Source organism: Wujia sp., from assembly GCF_056872695.1.
The window spans coordinates 446,132-463,814 of record NZ_DBMFCD010000001.1 but is presented as its reverse complement, the minus strand read 5'-3'; the positions used below and the strand labels follow the sequence as shown (position 1 = coordinate 463,814).

The 17,683-nt window shown below is 44.7% G+C and carries 20 protein-coding genes; all 20 read right to left on the bottom strand.

Annotated features, from left to right (window positions below; all coding sequences use genetic code 11):
• Positions 1–38: 38 nt before the first annotated feature.
• Complete coding sequence (locus ACZQK9_RS02075; protein ID WP_178016753.1) at positions 39–368, bottom strand: hypothetical protein; 330 nt, start codon at positions 366–368, stop codon at positions 39–41.
• Positions 369–388: 20 nt separating this feature from the next.
• Positions 389–1,579, bottom strand: a complete 1,191-nt coding sequence (locus ACZQK9_RS02070; protein WP_253292146.1) for an HD-GYP domain-containing protein — start codon at positions 1,577–1,579, stop codon at positions 389–391.
• A gap of 1 nt (position 1,580) precedes the next feature.
• The gene (gene rsfS, locus ACZQK9_RS02065) at positions 1,581–1,928 is read right to left on the bottom strand and encodes a ribosome silencing factor (protein WP_178016751.1); all 348 of its coding nucleotides are present in this window, start codon (positions 1,926–1,928) and stop codon (positions 1,581–1,583) included.
• Between the two features lie 11 nt (positions 1,929–1,939).
• The gene (gene yqeK, locus ACZQK9_RS02060) at positions 1,940–2,518 is read right to left on the bottom strand and encodes a bis(5'-nucleosyl)-tetraphosphatase (symmetrical) YqeK (RefSeq protein ID WP_483269445.1); all 579 of its coding nucleotides are present in this window, start codon (positions 2,516–2,518) and stop codon (positions 1,940–1,942) included.
• Positions 2,519–2,520: 2 nt separating this feature from the next.
• Positions 2,521–3,159: a nicotinate (nicotinamide) nucleotide adenylyltransferase gene (gene nadD, locus ACZQK9_RS02055; RefSeq protein ID WP_483269444.1), complete on the bottom strand. Its 639-nt coding sequence runs from the start codon at positions 3,157–3,159 to the stop codon at positions 2,521–2,523.
• 10 nt (positions 3,160–3,169) lie between these two features.
• On the bottom strand, positions 3,170–3,460 hold the full coding sequence (locus tag ACZQK9_RS02050; protein ID WP_021985557.1) for a YhbY family RNA-binding protein: 291 nt from the start codon (positions 3,458–3,460) through the stop codon (positions 3,170–3,172).
• Positions 3,461–3,478: 18 nt separating this feature from the next.
• Positions 3,479–4,771, bottom strand: coding sequence for a GTPase ObgE (gene obgE, locus ACZQK9_RS02045; protein WP_483269443.1), 1,293 nt, complete (start codon positions 4,769–4,771; stop codon positions 3,479–3,481).
• A 90-nt stretch (positions 4,772–4,861) separates the two neighbouring features.
• Entirely contained in the window at positions 4,862–5,152 is a 291-nt protein-coding gene (gene rpmA, locus ACZQK9_RS02040; protein WP_117780163.1) for a 50S ribosomal protein L27, read from the bottom strand.
• Between the two features lie 5 nt (positions 5,153–5,157).
• Positions 5,158–5,484, bottom strand: coding sequence for a ribosomal-processing cysteine protease Prp (locus ACZQK9_RS02035; protein ID WP_483269442.1), 327 nt, complete (start codon positions 5,482–5,484; stop codon positions 5,158–5,160).
• Between the two features lie 8 nt (positions 5,485–5,492).
• Positions 5,493–5,798, bottom strand: a complete 306-nt coding sequence (gene rplU / locus ACZQK9_RS02030; protein WP_021985561.1) for a 50S ribosomal protein L21 — start codon at positions 5,796–5,798, stop codon at positions 5,493–5,495.
• Between the two features lie 149 nt (positions 5,799–5,947).
• Positions 5,948–7,126: a ribonuclease E/G gene (locus ACZQK9_RS02025; RefSeq protein WP_483269441.1), complete on the bottom strand. Its 1,179-nt coding sequence runs from the start codon at positions 7,124–7,126 to the stop codon at positions 5,948–5,950.
• A gap of 40 nt (positions 7,127–7,166) precedes the next feature.
• Positions 7,167–7,871: a TIGR03936 family radical SAM-associated protein gene (locus tag ACZQK9_RS02020; RefSeq protein WP_483269521.1), complete on the bottom strand. Its 705-nt coding sequence runs from the start codon at positions 7,869–7,871 to the stop codon at positions 7,167–7,169.
• The gene (locus tag ACZQK9_RS02015) at positions 7,846–9,717 is read right to left on the bottom strand and encodes a TIGR03960 family B12-binding radical SAM protein (protein WP_216506698.1); all 1,872 of its coding nucleotides are present in this window, start codon (positions 9,715–9,717) and stop codon (positions 7,846–7,848) included. Before ACZQK9_RS02015 ends, ACZQK9_RS02020 begins: the two co-directional genes overlap by 26 nt.
• Before the next feature lie 23 nt (positions 9,718–9,740).
• Entirely contained in the window at positions 9,741–11,105 is a 1,365-nt protein-coding gene (locus ACZQK9_RS02010) for a PFL family protein (protein ID WP_483269440.1), read from the bottom strand.
• 18 nt (positions 11,106–11,123) lie between these two features.
• Positions 11,124–11,396 carry an ACT domain-containing protein gene (locus ACZQK9_RS02005; protein WP_216506701.1) on the bottom strand — a complete coding sequence of 91 codons (273 nt, stop codon included), beginning with the start codon at positions 11,394–11,396 and terminating at the stop codon, positions 11,124–11,126.
• 30 nt (positions 11,397–11,426) lie between these two features.
• Positions 11,427–12,224: an MBL fold metallo-hydrolase gene (locus tag ACZQK9_RS02000; protein ID WP_216506703.1), complete on the bottom strand. Its 798-nt coding sequence runs from the start codon at positions 12,222–12,224 to the stop codon at positions 11,427–11,429.
• Between the two features lie 3 nt (positions 12,225–12,227).
• Complete coding sequence (locus ACZQK9_RS01995) at positions 12,228–13,964, bottom strand: serine hydrolase domain-containing protein (protein ID WP_483269439.1); 1,737 nt, start codon at positions 13,962–13,964, stop codon at positions 12,228–12,230.
• Between the two features lie 24 nt (positions 13,965–13,988).
• Positions 13,989–15,176 (bottom strand): ASKHA domain-containing protein, encoded by a 1,188-nt coding sequence (locus ACZQK9_RS01990; RefSeq protein ID WP_178016739.1) that lies wholly within the window; start codon positions 15,174–15,176, stop codon positions 13,989–13,991.
• Position 15,177: 1 nt separating this feature from the next.
• Complete coding sequence (ilvA, locus tag ACZQK9_RS01985; protein ID WP_178016738.1) at positions 15,178–16,422, bottom strand: threonine ammonia-lyase; 1,245 nt, start codon at positions 16,420–16,422, stop codon at positions 15,178–15,180.
• Between the two features lie 55 nt (positions 16,423–16,477).
• A complete protein-coding gene (gene ftsY, locus ACZQK9_RS01980) occupies positions 16,478–17,680 on the bottom strand; it encodes a signal recognition particle-docking protein FtsY (RefSeq protein ID WP_483269438.1) in 1,203 nt (400 codons plus the stop codon).
• Between the last annotated feature and the right edge of the window lie 3 nt (positions 17,681–17,683).

The window sequence follows — 17,683 nt, the reverse complement described above, 5'->3', positions numbered from 1 at the left end:
AGAATCTGTCTTTTTATATGTTTCTTCTCATCAGACTGCTAACTGAATATAAAATCACAATAAATCCCCTGTTTATCTTCTTTGCATGTAATAAACCGATACCGTACACATCTGCCCTCGTTAAAGCGCACATAAAAAGTCGAATAAGGACTTGCAATCTTCCCCTGCAGTTCATAAAAAACTGTTGCTGCTTTCTCCACAGAAAATGACTGTAATTTCATATTGATTGCAAATTGTTTGAAATGTTCAGTAACTGAAAAACTTTTGATTTCTTTTATACTATCCACAATGTCACAAAGTTTTTGCTGCAGTTCCGGTCCCGATTGTAGCTGAACCTTGCTCATGTATGCATTCATAATTTTATACATAGCAGGTACTCCATTTCTCTTTAGTATTTTTGCTTATCCGGTATACGGTTATGTATCTCTTTAAACTCATCAAAATGCTGGATAAATAATTTGACTACCTTCGGATCAAAGCTCTTTCCAGACAGACGTATGATCTCATCAAATGTATCCTCCAACGACCAGCCCTTTTTATAGTATCTGTCGGAGGTCAATGCATCAAATACATCACACACCGCCATCAGACGGCTGATATAGGCAATCTCTTCGCCCTTCATGCCAAGGTATCCGGTGCCATCCCAGCGCTCATGATGTTCCTTTGCAAGAATACATGCCAGATGCATCAATTCACCCGGGCATTTCTCCAAAAGTGCTTCACCATACAAAACATGGTTCTTCATAATCTGATATTCCTCGTCCGTCAGCTTATCCGGTTTATCAAGGATTTCCTCACTGATCATAAGCTTGCCGATATCGTGCATCATGGATGCCGTCGATACCATTTCCACATATTCATCATCAAATCCGGATGCTTTCGCCAATACACGCATATACGCCGCCACGCGCTTGATATGTTCTCCGGTAAATTTCGATTTACTCTCACTGATCTCCGCAAATGAGAATATAAGTCCTGTCTGGTTGTCCTGCATCGTGACCGCCATATTGATTGCGGAATTGATCATCATGGAATTCCGCTGTACAATAAAGTATGCAGCTACCGAAAGTCCAAATACAACAACAATTTGCGGAACTACATACGACATCATAGCATCTTCAAACGACTCACAGGGAAATCCAATAAAGATGTCAGAAAACCTATATGCAAAATAATTAGATCCAACAATACCGCATGACATCAGAAGCGATGCAAACAACACCAGCGTCTGGTTATAATAAAGCGATGCCATGAGGATCGGAAACAACATAATCGGATAAGCATACGTTGACAGTAGTGTCAGCATCATTGTTGCGATCAGGCAGACACAGATAATGACGATATGCTTCGTCACAGGTGCATGATCAAATTTTAATATATTGATGATCAAAGTTGGAATCAACGCAATAAAAACTGCAGACGCAAAGAATACAATCAATACAGATTCATCTATATCTGTAACAAAATAACAATAAACAAATGTAAGTGCAAGAATCGCAACAATCACGCGCATACATTTGGCAGAAATCTGATTAACTTTACTGTAATTATCCTGGATCAGCTTTTCCTTATTATTCAAATTAATACTCCCCCGGTTGTAAAAACTCTCCATCCCTCCAGATATTATCTAAATCATAGAAGGATCTCTCTTTTTCTGAAAATACATGAATAATTATATCATAATAATCCAGCAAAATCCATCCTCCATTTGCATATCCTTCCCGATTTTTCATCTCAGCACCGGCTTCCCGCATCGCATGTTCCACATTATTGCACATAGCCTGCACCTGATTGCGGTTTGAACCGTCAGCTATCACCAGATAATCGCACATGGAAGAAATCTCTGATATCCGGATGATGCGGATATCATTTCCTTTTTTATCATCAAGTGCCTTTACTATTGTTCGAAGATATTTATTTTCACTCATCCCCTGTCTCCTTACAGTTCCATGTTATGCACCACATAAAAATCATACGTTTTCTGTGTCATATAGTCCATCTCTGTCGTTGTCCTGTTCAGATAATCCAACGTGTTCTTTAATATATGGATCACACAGGCATCCAGATTGGTAAATGCTTCCTTCCGGATTTCTTCCATCTCCGGGAACATCTTCCGGTTTGGTTCAATATAATCAGCAACAAAAATAATCTTATCCATCAGCGTCATGTTTGGGCGGCCGGTTGTATGATACGTGATTGCATCTAAAATCACCTGATCAACGACATCGTATTTATATCTTGCATAATACGCGCCAAGCTTCGCATGCAGCATATCCGGATTCTTCTCCTCGTACTTACTGACCGGAAGTCCATGTTTTCTCGCTTTCTCCAGTTTTGTCTTTGTCGGAAGTCCCTTCGCACAGTCATGCAACAGGCCTGCCACACGTGTTTTCTCCACATCTTCTCCATGCACCATCGCCAGACAGGCTGCCGTATACTCGACACCAAAGGAATGTGTCAGTCTGGTCGCGCTGATCTTTCCCTTCAATCTTGTTATCATTTTGTCTCTCGTCATCATATCTATCTTCTCCCAGCCTCCTGCTTATAAAGTGCATGTGTTTCTATATATCGTAATACCTTATCCGGCACCAATCCCTGTACAGATTCACCTTTTGCAATCCGTGCACGTACCTCGCTTGATGAAACCGGAACCTGTGGCATCTCCACATAGGATATCCGAAATGCCGGATACTTTGCACAAAAGGTACGGATATATGCCTCGACCATGTCCCTCTGTCCGCCTCTTGCAACAACCAGAATCTCACAGAGCTCCGCCAATCGTTCAAATTCATACCACTTGTGTAACTGAAACAGCGAATCGTCACCAATCACAAATTCAATTGTAAGATTCGGATACATCTGTTTTAACCGTGTAAATGTATCCACTGTATATGTGTATCCGTCTCTCTTTAATTCAAAGTCGCTTACCGAAACCTTCGGGAGCTGGTTCATTGCCAGCCGCAGCATATCCAGCCGCATGCTTCCATCCACAATTGCAGCTTTCTCCTTGTATGCCGGAATATGGTTCGGCATACAGACAAGCTGTTCCACCTCCGGCCGCGTTCTTAAGATTGCCTGTGCAATCGCCACATGACCGGCATGTACCGGATTAAATGTCCCTCCGAGAATCGCAATCGTATGAAATTGTTCAAATTTCACATCTTCCATCTTATTCCGGGAGAACGATCTTCGGATCTTTCTTTCTCTTCTTATACAATACAATCTTCTTACCGATGACTTGTACGACCTGACTGTGTGTACGCTCTGCCATCACAGCCGCAATCTCCTTCGGATCATCAAGACAGTTCTTCAACACACCGATTTTTACCAGCTCGCGCTTTTCTAACGCCTCACTGACTGCTGTGCAGACTTCCGGTGTCAGACTTGACTTTCCAATGTTCATGATCGTATCGGCATTCATTGCCAGACTTTTTAGATAAGCTCTCTGCTTACTTGTCATATTCTTTCCTCTTTCCTTTTAACGATAATAATCAAACTCCAGGCCATACAATCTTACGGTGTCTCCCTCTTCAATACCAAGATCTTCAAGCATCTGTAAGATTCCATTGTCCTTCAAAAATCTCTGGAAGAACGCAAAGCCCTTCTCAGACTCCAGATTCGTATAACCAAGCATCTTCTCGATTCGCGGTCCTTCCACCAGAAATACATGCTCTTCTTCCTCTGACTTTGTCACCTCGAATGGAAGTTCCGGATTATCCATAAACTCAACATCCATCTCCGGTGCAAACTCGATTACCTCATCCGGTGCTTCCTTCACTAATTTATTCACATACCACAGCAGCTCTTCGACACCCTTGCCGGATACTGCTGATATCGGGAATACCTTAATTCCCTGTGGTTCATATTCATCCTTCAATAACTGGATCACGGTCTCGTAATCCTCACCGTACAGCGCATCACACTTATTCGCTGCGATGACCATCGGACGGCTTGCCAGTTCTTCATTGTACTGGCGCAGCTCCTTGTTGATTGCCTCGATATCCACAATTGGATCTCTGCCCTCCGTCGATGCCGCATCGACAATATGGATCAGCACTTTCGTACGCTCAATGTGGCGCAGAAATTCGATTCCAAGTCCAACACCTTCCGATGCACCCTCAATAATACCCGGAATATCTGCAATCACAAAGCCCTGCTTCTCTCCGAGATCTACCACACCAAGGTTCGGATTCAGTGTTGTAAAATGATAGTTTGCAATCTTCGGTTTTGCATTTGTCACACGGGACAGAAATGTTGATTTACCGACATTCGGGAATCCAACCAATCCGACATCCGCGATCATCTTAAGCTCTAAGGTTACCCAGAGCTCCTTCGCCGGTTTTCCCGGCTGCGCATACTTCGGTGCCTGCATGACTGATGTCACATACTGGCGGTTTCCTTTTCCGCCTCTGCCACCCTTTAACAGCGTCACAGGCTCTGTCTTGTTCGACATATCGAGGATAACTTTTCCGGTTTCTGCATCCTTTACAACCGTCCCCGCCGGAACCTTCAGTATAATATCCTTTCCGTTGGCACCATGGCAGTTTCTTTTTCCGCCTTCTTCTCCATCCTGTGCCACATATTTACGCACATGGCGGAAATCCGTAAGCGTATTTAATCCGGGATCTACCACAAAGATAACATCGCCGCCATCGCCGCCATCGCCGCCGTCCGGACCACCATCCGGCACATATAATTCCCGGCGGAATGACACATGACCGTCGCCGCCTTTTCCTGATCTTATAAATATTTTCGCTCTATCTGCAAACATGGGACGCCCTCCCTCATAAATACGATTACCAAATTAACTCTTAAATCCAGAAAAAGCCGGGATATAACTCCCGGCTCTTCTAGTGTTTTCTTACTCAGCTGACTCAACAGGGTATACAGAAGCCTGCTTCTTATCTCTACCCTTTCTCTCGAAACGTAAAACACCATCTACAAGTGCAAATAATGTGTCGTCTCCGCCGATACCAACGTTTACACCAGGATGAATCTTAGTTCCACGCTGTCTGAATAAAATATTACCAGCCTTTACAAACTGTCCGTCTGCTCTCTTGGCGCCAAGTCTCTTAGACTCTGAATCTCTACCGTTCTTAGTAGAACCAACACCCTTCTTATGAGCAAAGAACTGTAAATCCATTCTTAACATAGTCGTTACACCTCCTTGTAGTGTACTTGCAAATACTTCTTTCCGTATTCCTTTTCGATATTGGTAAGTCCCATATCCAAGGCCCGGATCAATAATTGTCCTTGTTCATCGCTACTCGATGAAAACTTAAACTTTATGCTTCCGGAAGAATCCTGCTCACATGCACACGCATTCTCTGTGAGTGCATCTACAGCATTCACTGTATTGATAACAAGTGCTGATACCGAAGCACAGATAATATCTTTACCTGCGTTCTCATAACCTGCATGTCCACTTACCGAAAACCCACGGTAAGTCTTGTCCGGATACATATAAAACACTGCCTGTATCATAGTCTCAATTAAGCGTTGATTGCTTCAATCTTAACCTGAGTAAACGGCTGTCTGTGACCCTGCTTCTTATGATAGCCAGTCTTTCTCTTGTACTTGTAAACAACAACCTTCTTACCTTTACCTTCGCCAAGAACAGTTGCCTTTACAGAAGCGCTCTTGCAAGCATCTCCACAAAGTACATCTTTGTCAGTATTCACTGCAACTACGTCGAATGATACCTCTGAGCCTTCCTCAGCATTAAGCTTCTCTACCTTAATGATATCTCCTTCAGCTACCTTGTACTGCTTTCCGCCTGTTGCTATAATTGCGTACATATGGTTTCCTCCTATTATCATTACTCGCCAGTTTCGGTGCTGCATGATTGCAGACTTGTACCCCACTGTGCGGCACACTCGTATATATTAGCATCTGATTGTATGCTTGTCAACACAAAAATATAATATTTTGTATTTTTTATGTTAACCTATTTGATTTCTGAAAATACCTCGTGCAATGCACGTTTTCCTTTTTGTCTCGTCAGCTCGACAAGTCCAAGCTTCGTCATATCCACCACAGTCGTCCGGACCGGATCCATACGCACATATTCTGCCAGCTTCTTTATAAGCTCCTGATTGTGAGTCTCTTCCTTCATGTTAATGAAATCAATCATCACGATACCAGAGATATTCCGCAGCCGGAGCTGCCTTGCAATTTCCTTTGCCGCTTCGATATTGATCTTTAAAAACTGTTCTTCCGCATTTTTCCCTTTGATTGACTTTCCGCTGTTGACATCGATCACCGTCATTGCTTCCGTCGGTTCGATCACCAGATATGCCCCGGACTTTAAATAAGCCCTCTTTGAGAGTGTCTTCTCAAGCAGACCTGCAAGCGAATACCGAAGCGTAAGCGAATATTCATCCGTATAAAGAGGGATCCCCGGGATTGCCTCGGTTACCTCCGGGATATCTGTCACGATTTCCATCTCCTGCAATGCATGCAGCCGGCGGATATCTTTGATATATTCCACTTCTGTATGATACAGACAGGTATATTGTGTCGCATATTCCGACTTTTTCATGATGGAATAAAGCAGTCTCGCCTGCTCTTCGATCTCATGTTCAATCACCGCATCCTCCGCATGCTCTGCCTGCGTCCGGATAATTCCGCCGATATCAAGTTTTTTTATCCGTTCGGTCTCTACCGTATTCCCCTCTGTCAGATAGAGCTGTGCATCTTTCTCTGCGGCAAGCAGTTTCTGCATCAAGATTTTTAGTTCCTTTTTTCTGACGCTGTCTGCAATCTTAGAAGAAACGCCGACCGGTGCAAAAAGTGTTGTTACCGCGTAGTCTCCCTGCAATGAAACATCCGTTGTCACCGCATAACGTTTCGTCTTGATCTTATCGCGCACAATCTGCACCGTTACCAGATCACCAACCTTTAATTTTTCTCCGTGATAATCGTCCATCGACAGATAGCAGCTCTCGCCCTTTTTTATATCCACGAACGCCGCATTGATATTCGGTGAAAGATTTGAAACTCTCGCCCGGTAAACATTTCCAAGGATACTGCCATCCTCGTAACACCGGATTTCCATCGCCTTTCCGTCCTCAAACAGGATGCCAAGCTTCCGTTTATTCAATTCGGTAAAAACAAATTGTTTCATAATCACTCTAATCTACATGCTGTAACATGCAGCATATCAGTCAAAATCTTGTTCCACTTGCAGAAAGCGGCTGTAAGTTCTCTTTCTCACCCATGTAGGTCTCCAGCCGGTGAATCCGGTAATCGTACCGGTTAAACGGAACGCCAGCCACCCCGCACATTGCCTCCACGACAAGCTCCGGCTTTAAATTATCCTTGCTTCCGGATGCAAGCAGCATATAGATGCCATCCTTATATTCCCTGACCCCGTAGATTAGCGGGCGGATATCTGTCAGTTGCTCTTTGGATTTTGTCTTCTTGACGATCTCAACCTTTTCTTTTTCCGCAAATGCAGGCAATGCCTGTAAAAGCTCCGGCATCGTATCGTTTTCACATTCCTCGTTTTTATAAATATAATAATCGGACGCAGTCACGATTGCCATCGACGGCTTCGCATTTTCCGGAAGCTCAATGACATCTAACACCTGGATCTCCGGTGGCATCGTCGCATTCAGACGTGCCATCATATCCTCGGTCGTCGTCACACTCTCAAACTCTCCGTCAAAATACTCGCCCTCCGACGTCATACCAAGCGGCATCGGCGCTGCAAAGGAGATCATCTGATGTGGTGAAAATCCTTTGGAATATGAGACATCCAGCTTTGCCCGCCGAATTGCCTTCTGGAAAAAACGCATAATATCAAGATGTCCAATAAACCGGAGGCTTCCAAGCTTGGTATATTTAATTCTTAGCTTCAAAGCAGACACCTCCTCCATATGTGGCAGATCCACAACCAGAACATTGCATGCGGCAGTTGCCGGTTGTCTTCCCTTCCTGTGCCTTATGCCACTCCTGTAACAGGAACCGACGGCTTACCCCGACATCTAAATGTTCCCACGGGAACACTTCATCATCCGGTCTTTTTCTCGCAGTATAAAATTCAATATCAACACGATGGTTTGCAAATGCATTTTCATACCGCTGCATATCAAAAAACTCTGTCCACGCATCAAAGATACCGCCCTGTTCGTACACATCTAAAATTGCCGCACCAAGTCTCCGGTCGCCTCTTGCAAGCACACCCTCTAAGATTGAGATTCCGGCATCGTGATACGAAAACTTCAGACTCTTCTGGTTTCTCTGTGCCCGGAAAGAATCCTTTACATATCTTGCCCGGCGTGTAAATTCGTCCGGCAGGATCATCGGCGCCCATTGGAACGGTGTAAATGGCTTCGGCACAAAATACGATGCCGAAGCATTGATCATGACACGCCCATTTCGTTTCTCCTTTGGCACATTGTCAAAATACACCTCAGAGATACGTTCTGCCAGATCTGCAATACCATACAGATCCTCATCCGTCTCGGTTGGGAGTCCGAGCATGAAATAAAGCTTGACCTTATCCCAGCCACCAAGAAACGCCTGTCTGCTTCCTTCAAGCAGATTTTCATCTGTAATTCCTTTGTTAATAACATCACGCAGGCGCTGGGTTCCGGCTTCTGACGCAAATGTCAGAGAGGACTTTTTGATATCCTGCACCTTGCTCATGACATCGAGTGAGAAGGCATCAATACGAAGCGATGGCAGTGACACATTTACATGATCCGTATCACGTAATGTAATCAGATAATTGAGCAGTACATCAAGATCCTCATAATCACTGGAACTAAGCGAGCTTAACGAAATCTCCTCATATCCGGTATTATCGAGCATCGTCCGGGCATATGCTTTCAACATCTCAACATTTTTCTGCCTCGTCGGACGGTAGATCATTCCTGCCTGGCAAAACCGGCAGCCACGGATACATCCACGCATGATTTCCAGACAAACGCGATCCTGAGTTGCGCGGATATATGGCACAACCGGCTTCATCGGATATGATACATTCTCAAAATCAACGACGACTTGTCGTTTTACCTTCGCAGGTACATCCTCATATTTCGGTACAACCTTCTCGATCGTTCCATCTTCCTGATACGAAACCTCATACATGGATGGCACATAAATACCTGGAATCGAAGATGCTTTCCTTAAGAAGTCTTCCCGGCTCATATCCGAGTGTTTATACTGTTTGTACAGATCAAGCAGTGCATCGTAGCTTGTCTCGCCCTCTCCGATATAGAAGATATCGAAGAAATCCGCCATCGGCTCCGGATTCACCGTACATGGTCCACCACCGATCACGATTGGATGCTCCTTCGTACGTTCCTTCGCAAGCAACGGGATACCGGCTAAGTCAATCACCTGTAATATATTGGTATAGCACATCTCGTACTGAATCGTAATTGCAAGCCAGTCAAACTCTGAGATTGCCGTCTGTGTCTCCAGAGAAAAAAGCGGAATCTGTTCTTTCCGCATGATCGCATCTAAGTCCGGCCACGGACTATACACGCGCTCACAATACACATCCTCTCTACGATTGAACATGTCATATAAGATCTGGATTCCCAGATACGACATGCCAATCTCATAAACATCCGGAAAGCACATGGCAATCCGGACGTCTACCTCACTTAAGTTCTTACGAACCATATTTACTTCATTTCCGATATAACGGGCCGGCTTTTCAATCTGCATCAAAACCCGTTCCGGAAGTGCTAATTTTTGTTCCATTCAATCTGACCTTTATTCTATAATTAGTTCTTAAAGCTGTGGATTGGCGCTGGGATTCTTCCTCCACGATTGATAAATGCATCGCAGGAATACTGGTTTACCGGCATGATTGGAGCATAGCCGAGCAATCCACCAAACTCTGCCTTATCGCCAACTGTCTTTCCGATTACAGGAATGATACGGACAGCTGTTGTCTTCTGGTTTACCATGCCAAGTGCCATCTCATCTGCAATAATACCAGAGATTGTCGTTGCCTTCGTATCGCCAGGGATTGCAAGCATATCCAGGCCAACCGAGCAGACACATGTCATTGCCTCAAGCTTCTCGATTGTAAGGGCACCTGCTTCTACGGCATCTATCATACGCTGATCCTCACTGACCGGGATAAATGCACCGGAAAGTCCACCGACATAAGAGGATGCCATAACGCCGCCCTTTTTTACCTGATCATTGAGCATGGCAAGTGCCGCTGTCGTGCCAGGTGCACCGGAAAATTCCAGACCAATCTCCTCAAGAATTTCACCGACACTGTCGCCAACTGCAGGTGTTGGGGCAAGCGAAAGATCGATAATACCAAATGGCACTCCAAGTCTCGCAGATGCTTCCTTCGCTACAAGCTGTCCAACTCTTGTGATCTTAAATGCTGTTTTCTTAATCGTCTCACAGAGCACTTCAAAATTCTCACCACGAACTGCCTCAAGTGCTGCCTTTACAACACCCGGACCACTAACGCCAACGTTAATGATACAGTCCGCCTCTGTCACACCATGGAATGCACCTGCCATAAACGGATTGTCATCCGGTGCATTACAGAATACAACAAACTTTGCACATCCGATGGAATCCTGGTCCTTCGTAAGCTCTGCTGTCTCCAATACAATTTCACCGATCAGCTTGACTGCATCCATATTGATACCGGTCTTTGTGGAACCGGTATTGACGGAAGAACAAACCTTTCCGGTTACCGCCAATGCCTTGGGGATAGAACGGATCAAAAGCTCATCAGCCTTTGTCATACTCTTCGAAACAAGAGCAGAATATCCACCGATAAAGTTAACGCCTACCATATCAGCTGCACGATCAAGCGTCTTTGCGATCTCAACAAAATCATCGCTTGTCTTACATACACTGCCACCTACAAGTGCAATCGGTGTAACAGAAATTCGCTTATTTACGATTGGAATACCATATTTTTTAGAGATTTCCTCGCCTGTATAAACCAGATCCTTTGCCTTCGTTGTAATCTTGTTATAGATATTATCACAGGTTTCCTTGAGTGTACCGCCCACACAGTCAAGCAGGCTGATACCCATTGTGATCGTACGGACATCAAGATTCATCCGGGAGATCATTGCATTGGTTTCGATTACTTCATTTATGCTAATCATTTGCTTTCCTCCATCCAATTACAGTCTGTGCATCATGTCAAAGATTTCTTCCTGCTGTGCCTTGATCTGCACACCAAGTTCCTCTCCGATACCTACAAGATCCTCCGCAATCTGGTCATGATCCTTGGATGCAGCTTCAGCATTGACAACCATCATCATATTGAAATAGCCGTCTACGATTGTCTGGGCAATATCAAGGATGTTGATATTGTTCTCGGCAAGATATACACACACTTTTGCAATAATACCGACTCTGTCTTTTCCTACTACCGTGATAATTGTTTTCTTCATCTTACTCTTCCTCCGTGTATTGAAATATACTTAAATATCAAGCAGCTCACTGTGTGTATCTCTGTTTGCCACCTGCAAATGGAAATCTCTCACATCGTCTGTGAACGGATTTCCTTCTAACTCTGCCGCAACTGCCGCATAGGCAAGCTCCGGTAAGTTATTTTCCTTTGACAAATGCCCAAGAAAAATAGTTTTTATATGATCATTGAGCACATCACGGATCAGTTTCCCGCCCGCTTCGTTGCACAAATGTCCATAACTGCTTAAGATCCGCTGTTTGGTTGAATACGGATATGGCCCTACCTGCAACATGCGGATATCATGATTTGCCTCCACTAAAAGTGCATCTGCATCTTTGAGTGCCTGTATCATATAACCATCATATCCTCCCATATCGGTCGCAACGGCAATCTTTTTCTCCTCACACAGCAGACTGTAACAGACTGGATCGGCTGCATCATGCCAGGTACTGTACGCCCGGACTTCGATATTACCAACCACAAATGGTTCATCCGGCTTAATGCTATGGAACAATCCATAGTCAAGTGTTCCAAGGCTCGTCGTGTATTTAATTTCCTCTATCGTCGCCTCTGTCGCATAGATCGGAATACCATACGCCCTTGATATTACACCGAGACCGCGTATATGGTCAATATGTTCATGCGTGATCACGATGCCGTTAATGTCTGTAAACGTCCGGTCTACGTCGTGTAACGCATCTGATATTTTTTTCTTGCTGACTCCGACATCAACTAATATCCCAGTATTTTCACTGCCAACGTAGGTACAGTTTCCGCTGCTCCCGCTGGCAATCGTCATCATCTTCATAGTTTATCTCGCAATTCCCTCACTCTCCGGGAATAACACTTTCTTCATTTTCTCTTTTAAAAATGTGGAATCCTTCCATCGACCAAGCTTCTTCGTCCGTTGCATCATTGCCTCGCCAAAAAGTTTCTCCATGAACTTCACGAGGTTCGGTGTGCCAACCGCACGGATCTTGACCTTGTTACCTTCAAACTGTAAATCAATCACCTTGTTCGCAACCTCTTCAAGATAAATGATGCGGATCTTCAATCCAAATCCTTTCTCCGTTCCATCAATCAGCTCACAACCGGCAGCAACCGGAAGCTTCTTTCCTCCAATATCTAAGATCTGATAGATATACGGCTGTGCCGACAGATATCCAACACGGATATGATACACCTTTTTTCCATCCCGCACATGCAGTACAAGGTATTCCTTTTTGTATGAAATGCCTAACTGTTCAATGCCTGTCATATACAGCGAATAAAACATCTGATTCGCATTTGGCAGGATGCTCGATGCATAATCGGCCACATCATAGGTTCTATCTGTATATGGCTTTATCACACGTTCCATATAGGCTGCATACGCTGGATCAAGCTGTTTCGAATTCCTCCGATCCCGTTTTTCTGCGATATAGTTTTGCACTGTGTCACCAATCGCCGCAAACGGCCTTCGGATAAAATTCTCCTCATCCGCCACAAACTTGCAGATTCTTGTAACAAGATGTCCCTCTGGAAACACTTCATAACCACCTGCGGTACAGGCAATCACCAGATTCCTTCTCTGATTAATATAGACATTCTGTCCAAATACGCCATTGAACAGCCATGCGCCATCCTTTAAACACCATATCTGATATCCATATCCCTTCGTGAGTGTCGTATCCTCAAACTCCACATGCGTCTGTGTTGATTCGCGGATCCATGCCCGGCTTAAAAGCTGGATGTGTTTTCCATCCCGGATGATCGCACCATCATTTAAGTAAAGCTCACCAAGCTTTACCATATCCTGCAAGGAAAGCTTCATGCCCCAGCCGCCCCGTTCAATGCCCTTCGGGCAGCAGTCCCAAGTGATATTATGGATACCAAGCGGTCGGAACAGACGGGATTTCAAATAGGCAAGTAGTGAACATCCTGCACGCTTCACCACGATTGATGCAAGCATATAAGTGTTCAAACTATTATAAGTAAAATCTGTTCCCGGTGCAAAACTCAAATCACTGCCAATAAATGCTTTGCGCCAGTCTTCAGCAAAATACGAGCTTACTTCGTCAAATTTCACCCCTGCTGTCATCGTGAGCAGATGCTTCACTGTAACTTCCTTCATCGCCTTCTTTGTGAAAAGTCCGGTATACTCCGGAAAGATATCAACCAGCTTTTCATCGAGTGTTAACAGCCCCTCTTCTATTGCCAAGCCGACCGCCATGGACGTAACCGATTTACACATGGAAAAGGATACATGTCTATATCCTGCGCTATACGGTGGCACATAATGCTCTGCAACCAATTTTCCGTCCTTTAAGATTGCAATTCCTGCAAGCCCTACCTTCTTATCCTCGGAAAGTGACTGAATAAAATCTTGGGTTTTCGACAGATTGATATTTGCTATAAGTGGATTGCAGACCTTTTTATTTCCTGCCATATACGCAGGCACAAACTCTTTGTTATCATTTCCATGATAGATTGGCAGATTCGACTTTTTCGTCGTTACCATATCATAGAACGAATCCAGTAATTTTAATTTTAAACTGTGTTGTTCCATTGGCAATCCCCCATTTTAGCTTCGTTATGTAAGTCTTACAAAGCTGCATGCATCAATCAGACTGTCCTGAAAACCTTCTGTCTGCGTCAGATCAATCACCTGAAGCTTCTCCCGATATACTTCAAAATCACGGCTCAGTGGTCCGTGAATCAAAAGATCTGTGGCACCGGCAAGCGATGTATTTCCAACCACTTCCAGCTTATCCATGAAATCCTGCGGAAGCATACCAAGATCTATCGCATCCCGCGCATTCAAATAAAAGCCAAATCCACCGGCAATATATACCTTGTCAATATCTCTTGCATGTAGGTCAGCTGTTTTTAGCAGACATTTAATTCCTGCATACACTGCCGCCTTTGCAAGCATGATGGACTGCAGGATTTCTGAGTTGATACTGATTCCGTGAATCACAATACCTCCATCCAGAAACTCCTCTGCCAGTGTACCGTTTGCATGAATCTTCTCTAGTCTCCTGCCAAGCGCAATCGCTTCGAGCAGACTGTTTCCATAGGCATGCTGTTTTCTCGCACATCCCTCAAATGCCGGTCCACAGGCGGTACTCGTTGCGAAATACTGCTCTCCATCTTTTAAAACCATCTCACCATTTGTACCAAGATCTAAAAACATATATCGTTCCGGCACTTCCGCATTCCAACTTTTTTCGATATGCATCACGCCTGCAATCACGTCGCCGCCAAGAAAAGCACTGCTGCATCCAGATAAGAATATATTACAATCCTCATCTATGATCTCCGGATATTCATCCTCGACAACCGCCATCTGTTCTTTTGTAAATATCTCCTGTCCAGACACGATCACACTGCCATGCAACGTCGTTGGAAATGGAGCCTCGCCCATATCCGATATATCATACCCGAGCAGAATGGAGATCATCGTCGTATTTCCCGTGATTGCAACAGCATCCAGCTTCACAAGCTCATGTTCCCGTTCGGTATGTTCCACCTGTTTTTTCGTATCTGCAAGCATTTCCTGCAGCAGTTCCACGATTGCAGAGACAGCCTGATCGCGCATTTTCACAAGAAAGCTTATATCCCGTTTCACAGTTAAGATTCGATTTATCACGTCGCTGCCATACAGACGCTGGGGATTCTTCGTACTCCGCTGTGCAAGCACATCTTTTCCCTCCGCATCGATCAGGCAGCTGTCAATCATGGTAGAACCAAGGTCTACCGCCATATATATGTGTCGCATATTAGAAAATCGCCTTCGGTTTCTTTTCAATCGGGCGATATCCCTGCTCGGAAAGTACGCGCAGAATCTGCTCCTTATGCTCCGGTCCAAATGCTTCAATCGTAATTACAAGTTCCACAGCAGAATTACGATTGATCGTTACAAACTGGTTGTGCTCAAGCTTGATGATGTTTCCGTTTTCTCCGGCAATTACACCTGCCACACGCTGCAATTCACCCGGCTTATCTGGGAGCAATACAGACACTGTGAAGATCCGGCTTCTCGCGATCAGGCCATGCTGTACAACAGATGAGAATGTGATCACATCCATATTACCACCACTTAAGATGCTGACAACCTTCTGTCCCTTCGGTTCAAGGTGCTTGAGTGCTGCAACCGTGAGCAGACCACTGTTTTCTACGAGCATCTTGTGGTTCTCTAACATATCAAGAAATGCTACGATCAGTTCGCTATCCTCAACCGTGATGATATCATCCAGATTCTCCTTCAGATATGGGAAAATCTTTGTTCCCGGTGTCTTTACGGCAGTACCATCTGCAATCGTGTCAACCTTTGGCAATGTCGTCACCTTGTCATTAGCAAGAGATGCTTTGAGGCAGGCTGCACCTGCTGGTTCCACACCAATCACCCTGATATTTGGATTCAGCATCTTGGCAAGCGTCGATACACCTGTAGCAAGTCCGCCACCGCCAACCGGTACTAAAATAATATCAACGAATGGAAGATCCTTTAAGATTTCCATGGCAACTGTACTCTGTCCGGTTGCAACATCCAGGTCATCAAATGGATGGATAAATGTATATCCTTTTTCTTCCGCAAGCTTCAATGCATACTGGCAGGCATCATCATAGACATCTCCGTACAGTACAACCTCAGCTCCATACGACTTCGTACGGTTTACCTTGATAAGCGGCGTAGATGTAGGCATAACGATTGTCGCTTTCACACCATATGCCTTAGCTGCATAAGCAACTCCCTGTGCATGGTTTCCGGCAGAGGCTGTGATAAGTCCCTTCTTACGGTCTGCATCGGACAACGTGCTGATCTTATAATATGCTCCACGAATCTTATATGCACCTGTTACCTGCATATTCTCCGGCTTCAAATAAACTTTATTGCCGCATGACTGTGAGAAAAATTCACTTTCAATCAATCCGGTTGGTTTTGTCACTTTCTTTACAATCTCATACGCCTGCTCAAATTTCTCGAGTGTCAGTTTCTGTTCTGTCTGTGTCTTTTCTGCCATTCTTTTATCCTTCTTTCCTGTATGTTTCTTCTATCATTGATTTATATTTGCTTGATCATTTCATATCAAACAAATCGTCATCCTTCGGGATGTTCTCGATATTCTCATCAACAAGAATCTCCACATCCGAACGCATATCAAAATCCGCAAACAATGCATTTACATAGCTGTTTGGATCAAACTTCTGCAGATCGTCGATTTGCTCGCCGATTCCGATGTATTTGACCGGAACATTGAGTTCAGACTGAATTGCAATTGCAATACCACCCTTCGCCGTTCCATCCAGCTTCGTAATGATAATACCATTGATTTCTGTCACAGAGCTGAACTGTCTTGCCTGCTCTAACGCGTTCTGTCCGGTCGTTCCATCCAGCACGATCAGAGACTCCACATTTGCCTCCGGATACTCCCGTGTGATGATACGCCGCATCTTCGCAAGCTCATCCATCAGATTCTTCTTGTTGTGCAGACGTCCGGCTGTATCGATTAACAGAATGTCCGTATTCCGGCTCTTCGCCGCTGCAACTGCATCATAGACAACTGCCGATGGATCTGCCCCTTCATTTTGGGCGATAATGTCCACACCAGCACGGTTTGCCCATGTCTTTAACTGGTCGATCGCCGCTGCTCGGAATGTATCTGCCGCCGCCATCAGCACCTTCTTGCCACGCGCCTTATACTGTGCTGCCAGCTTTCCGATCGAAGTTGTCTTCCCAACACCGTTTACACCAATCACAAGCACAACTGTTTTCTTATTCTCGAAATCATACGCGGTCTCATCCACCTGCATCTGATCCCGTATAAGGTTAATCACCAGATCCCGGCATGCCTGTGCTTCCTTGATATGTTCTTCCTTGACACGTACTTTTAAATCTTCGACGATCCGCTCAGTCGTCTCATAACCCATATCCGACATAACCAGTGTCTCTTCGAGCTCATCATAGAAATCATCATCCAACTCACTTGCCTTAAACAAGTTGTTGAAGCTGTCCGAAATGCTGTTTCTCGTCTTCGTAAGTCCTTCTTTTAATCTTGCGAAGAATCCTTTTTTCTGTGGAACCTGGGCTTCTTCTGGCTCATCTTCCTGTATTTCCACCTGATTCTCTGTATCTGCGGTCTCTGTGGAAATTACAGGTATTTCTTCCTCTGCCAGCACCGGTTCTGTCTCTGCCTGTTCCTCATTGGCTTCTTCCTGTGTCTGTACCACCGATTCCTCATCTGTAGTTTCCCCTTTTTTCTTCTTGGTAAACCAACCCATATC

Bases quoted from the DNA above. Each gene is read 5' to 3' on its own strand.
- ilvA (WP_178016738.1), bottom strand. From the start codon at position 16,422: ATGGCAGAAAAGACACAGACAGAACAGAAACTGACACTCGAGAAATTT.
- ACZQK9_RS02035 (WP_483269442.1), bottom strand. From the start codon at position 5,484: ATGATACAGGCAGTGTTTTATATGTATCCGGACAAGACTTACCGTGGG.
- rsfS (WP_178016751.1), bottom strand. From the start codon at position 1,928: ATGAGTGAAAATAAATATCTTCGAACAATAGTAAAGGCACTTGATGAT.
- ACZQK9_RS02010 (WP_483269440.1), bottom strand. From the start codon at position 11,105: ATGATTAGCATAAATGAAGTAATCGAAACCAATGCAATGATCTCCCGG.
- ACZQK9_RS01995 (WP_483269439.1), bottom strand. From the start codon at position 13,964: ATGGAACAACACAGTTTAAAATTAAAATTACTGGATTCGTTCTATGAT.
- ACZQK9_RS02025 (WP_483269441.1), bottom strand. From the start codon at position 7,126: ATGAAACAATTTGTTTTTACCGAATTGAATAAACGGAAGCTTGGCATC.
- ftsY (WP_483269438.1), bottom strand. From the start codon at position 17,680: ATGGGTTGGTTTACCAAGAAGAAAAAAGGGGAAACTACAGATGAGGAA.
- ACZQK9_RS02005 (WP_216506701.1), bottom strand. From the start codon at position 11,396: ATGAAGAAAACAATTATCACGGTAGTAGGAAAAGACAGAGTCGGTATT.
- yqeK (WP_483269445.1), bottom strand. From the start codon at position 2,518: ATGATGACGAGAGACAAAATGATAACAAGATTGAAGGGAAAGATCAGC.
- obgE (WP_483269443.1), bottom strand. From the start codon at position 4,771: ATGTTTGCAGATAGAGCGAAAATATTTATAAGATCAGGAAAAGGCGGC.
- rplU (WP_021985561.1), bottom strand. From the start codon at position 5,798: ATGTACGCAATTATAGCAACAGGCGGAAAGCAGTACAAGGTAGCTGAA.
- ACZQK9_RS02050 (WP_021985557.1), bottom strand. From the start codon at position 3,460: ATGACAAGTAAGCAGAGAGCTTATCTAAAAAGTCTGGCAATGAATGCC.
- rpmA (WP_117780163.1), bottom strand. From the start codon at position 5,152: ATGTTAAGAATGGATTTACAGTTCTTTGCTCATAAGAAGGGTGTTGGT.
- ACZQK9_RS02075 (WP_178016753.1), bottom strand. From the start codon at position 368: ATGTATAAAATTATGAATGCATACATGAGCAAGGTTCAGCTACAATCG.
- ACZQK9_RS02015 (WP_216506698.1), bottom strand. From the start codon at position 9,717: ATGGAACAAAAATTAGCACTTCCGGAACGGGTTTTGATGCAGATTGAA.
- ACZQK9_RS02000 (WP_216506703.1), bottom strand. From the start codon at position 12,224: ATGAAGATGATGACGATTGCCAGCGGGAGCAGCGGAAACTGTACCTAC.
- ACZQK9_RS01990 (WP_178016739.1), bottom strand. From the start codon at position 15,176: ATGCGACACATATATATGGCGGTAGACCTTGGTTCTACCATGATTGAC.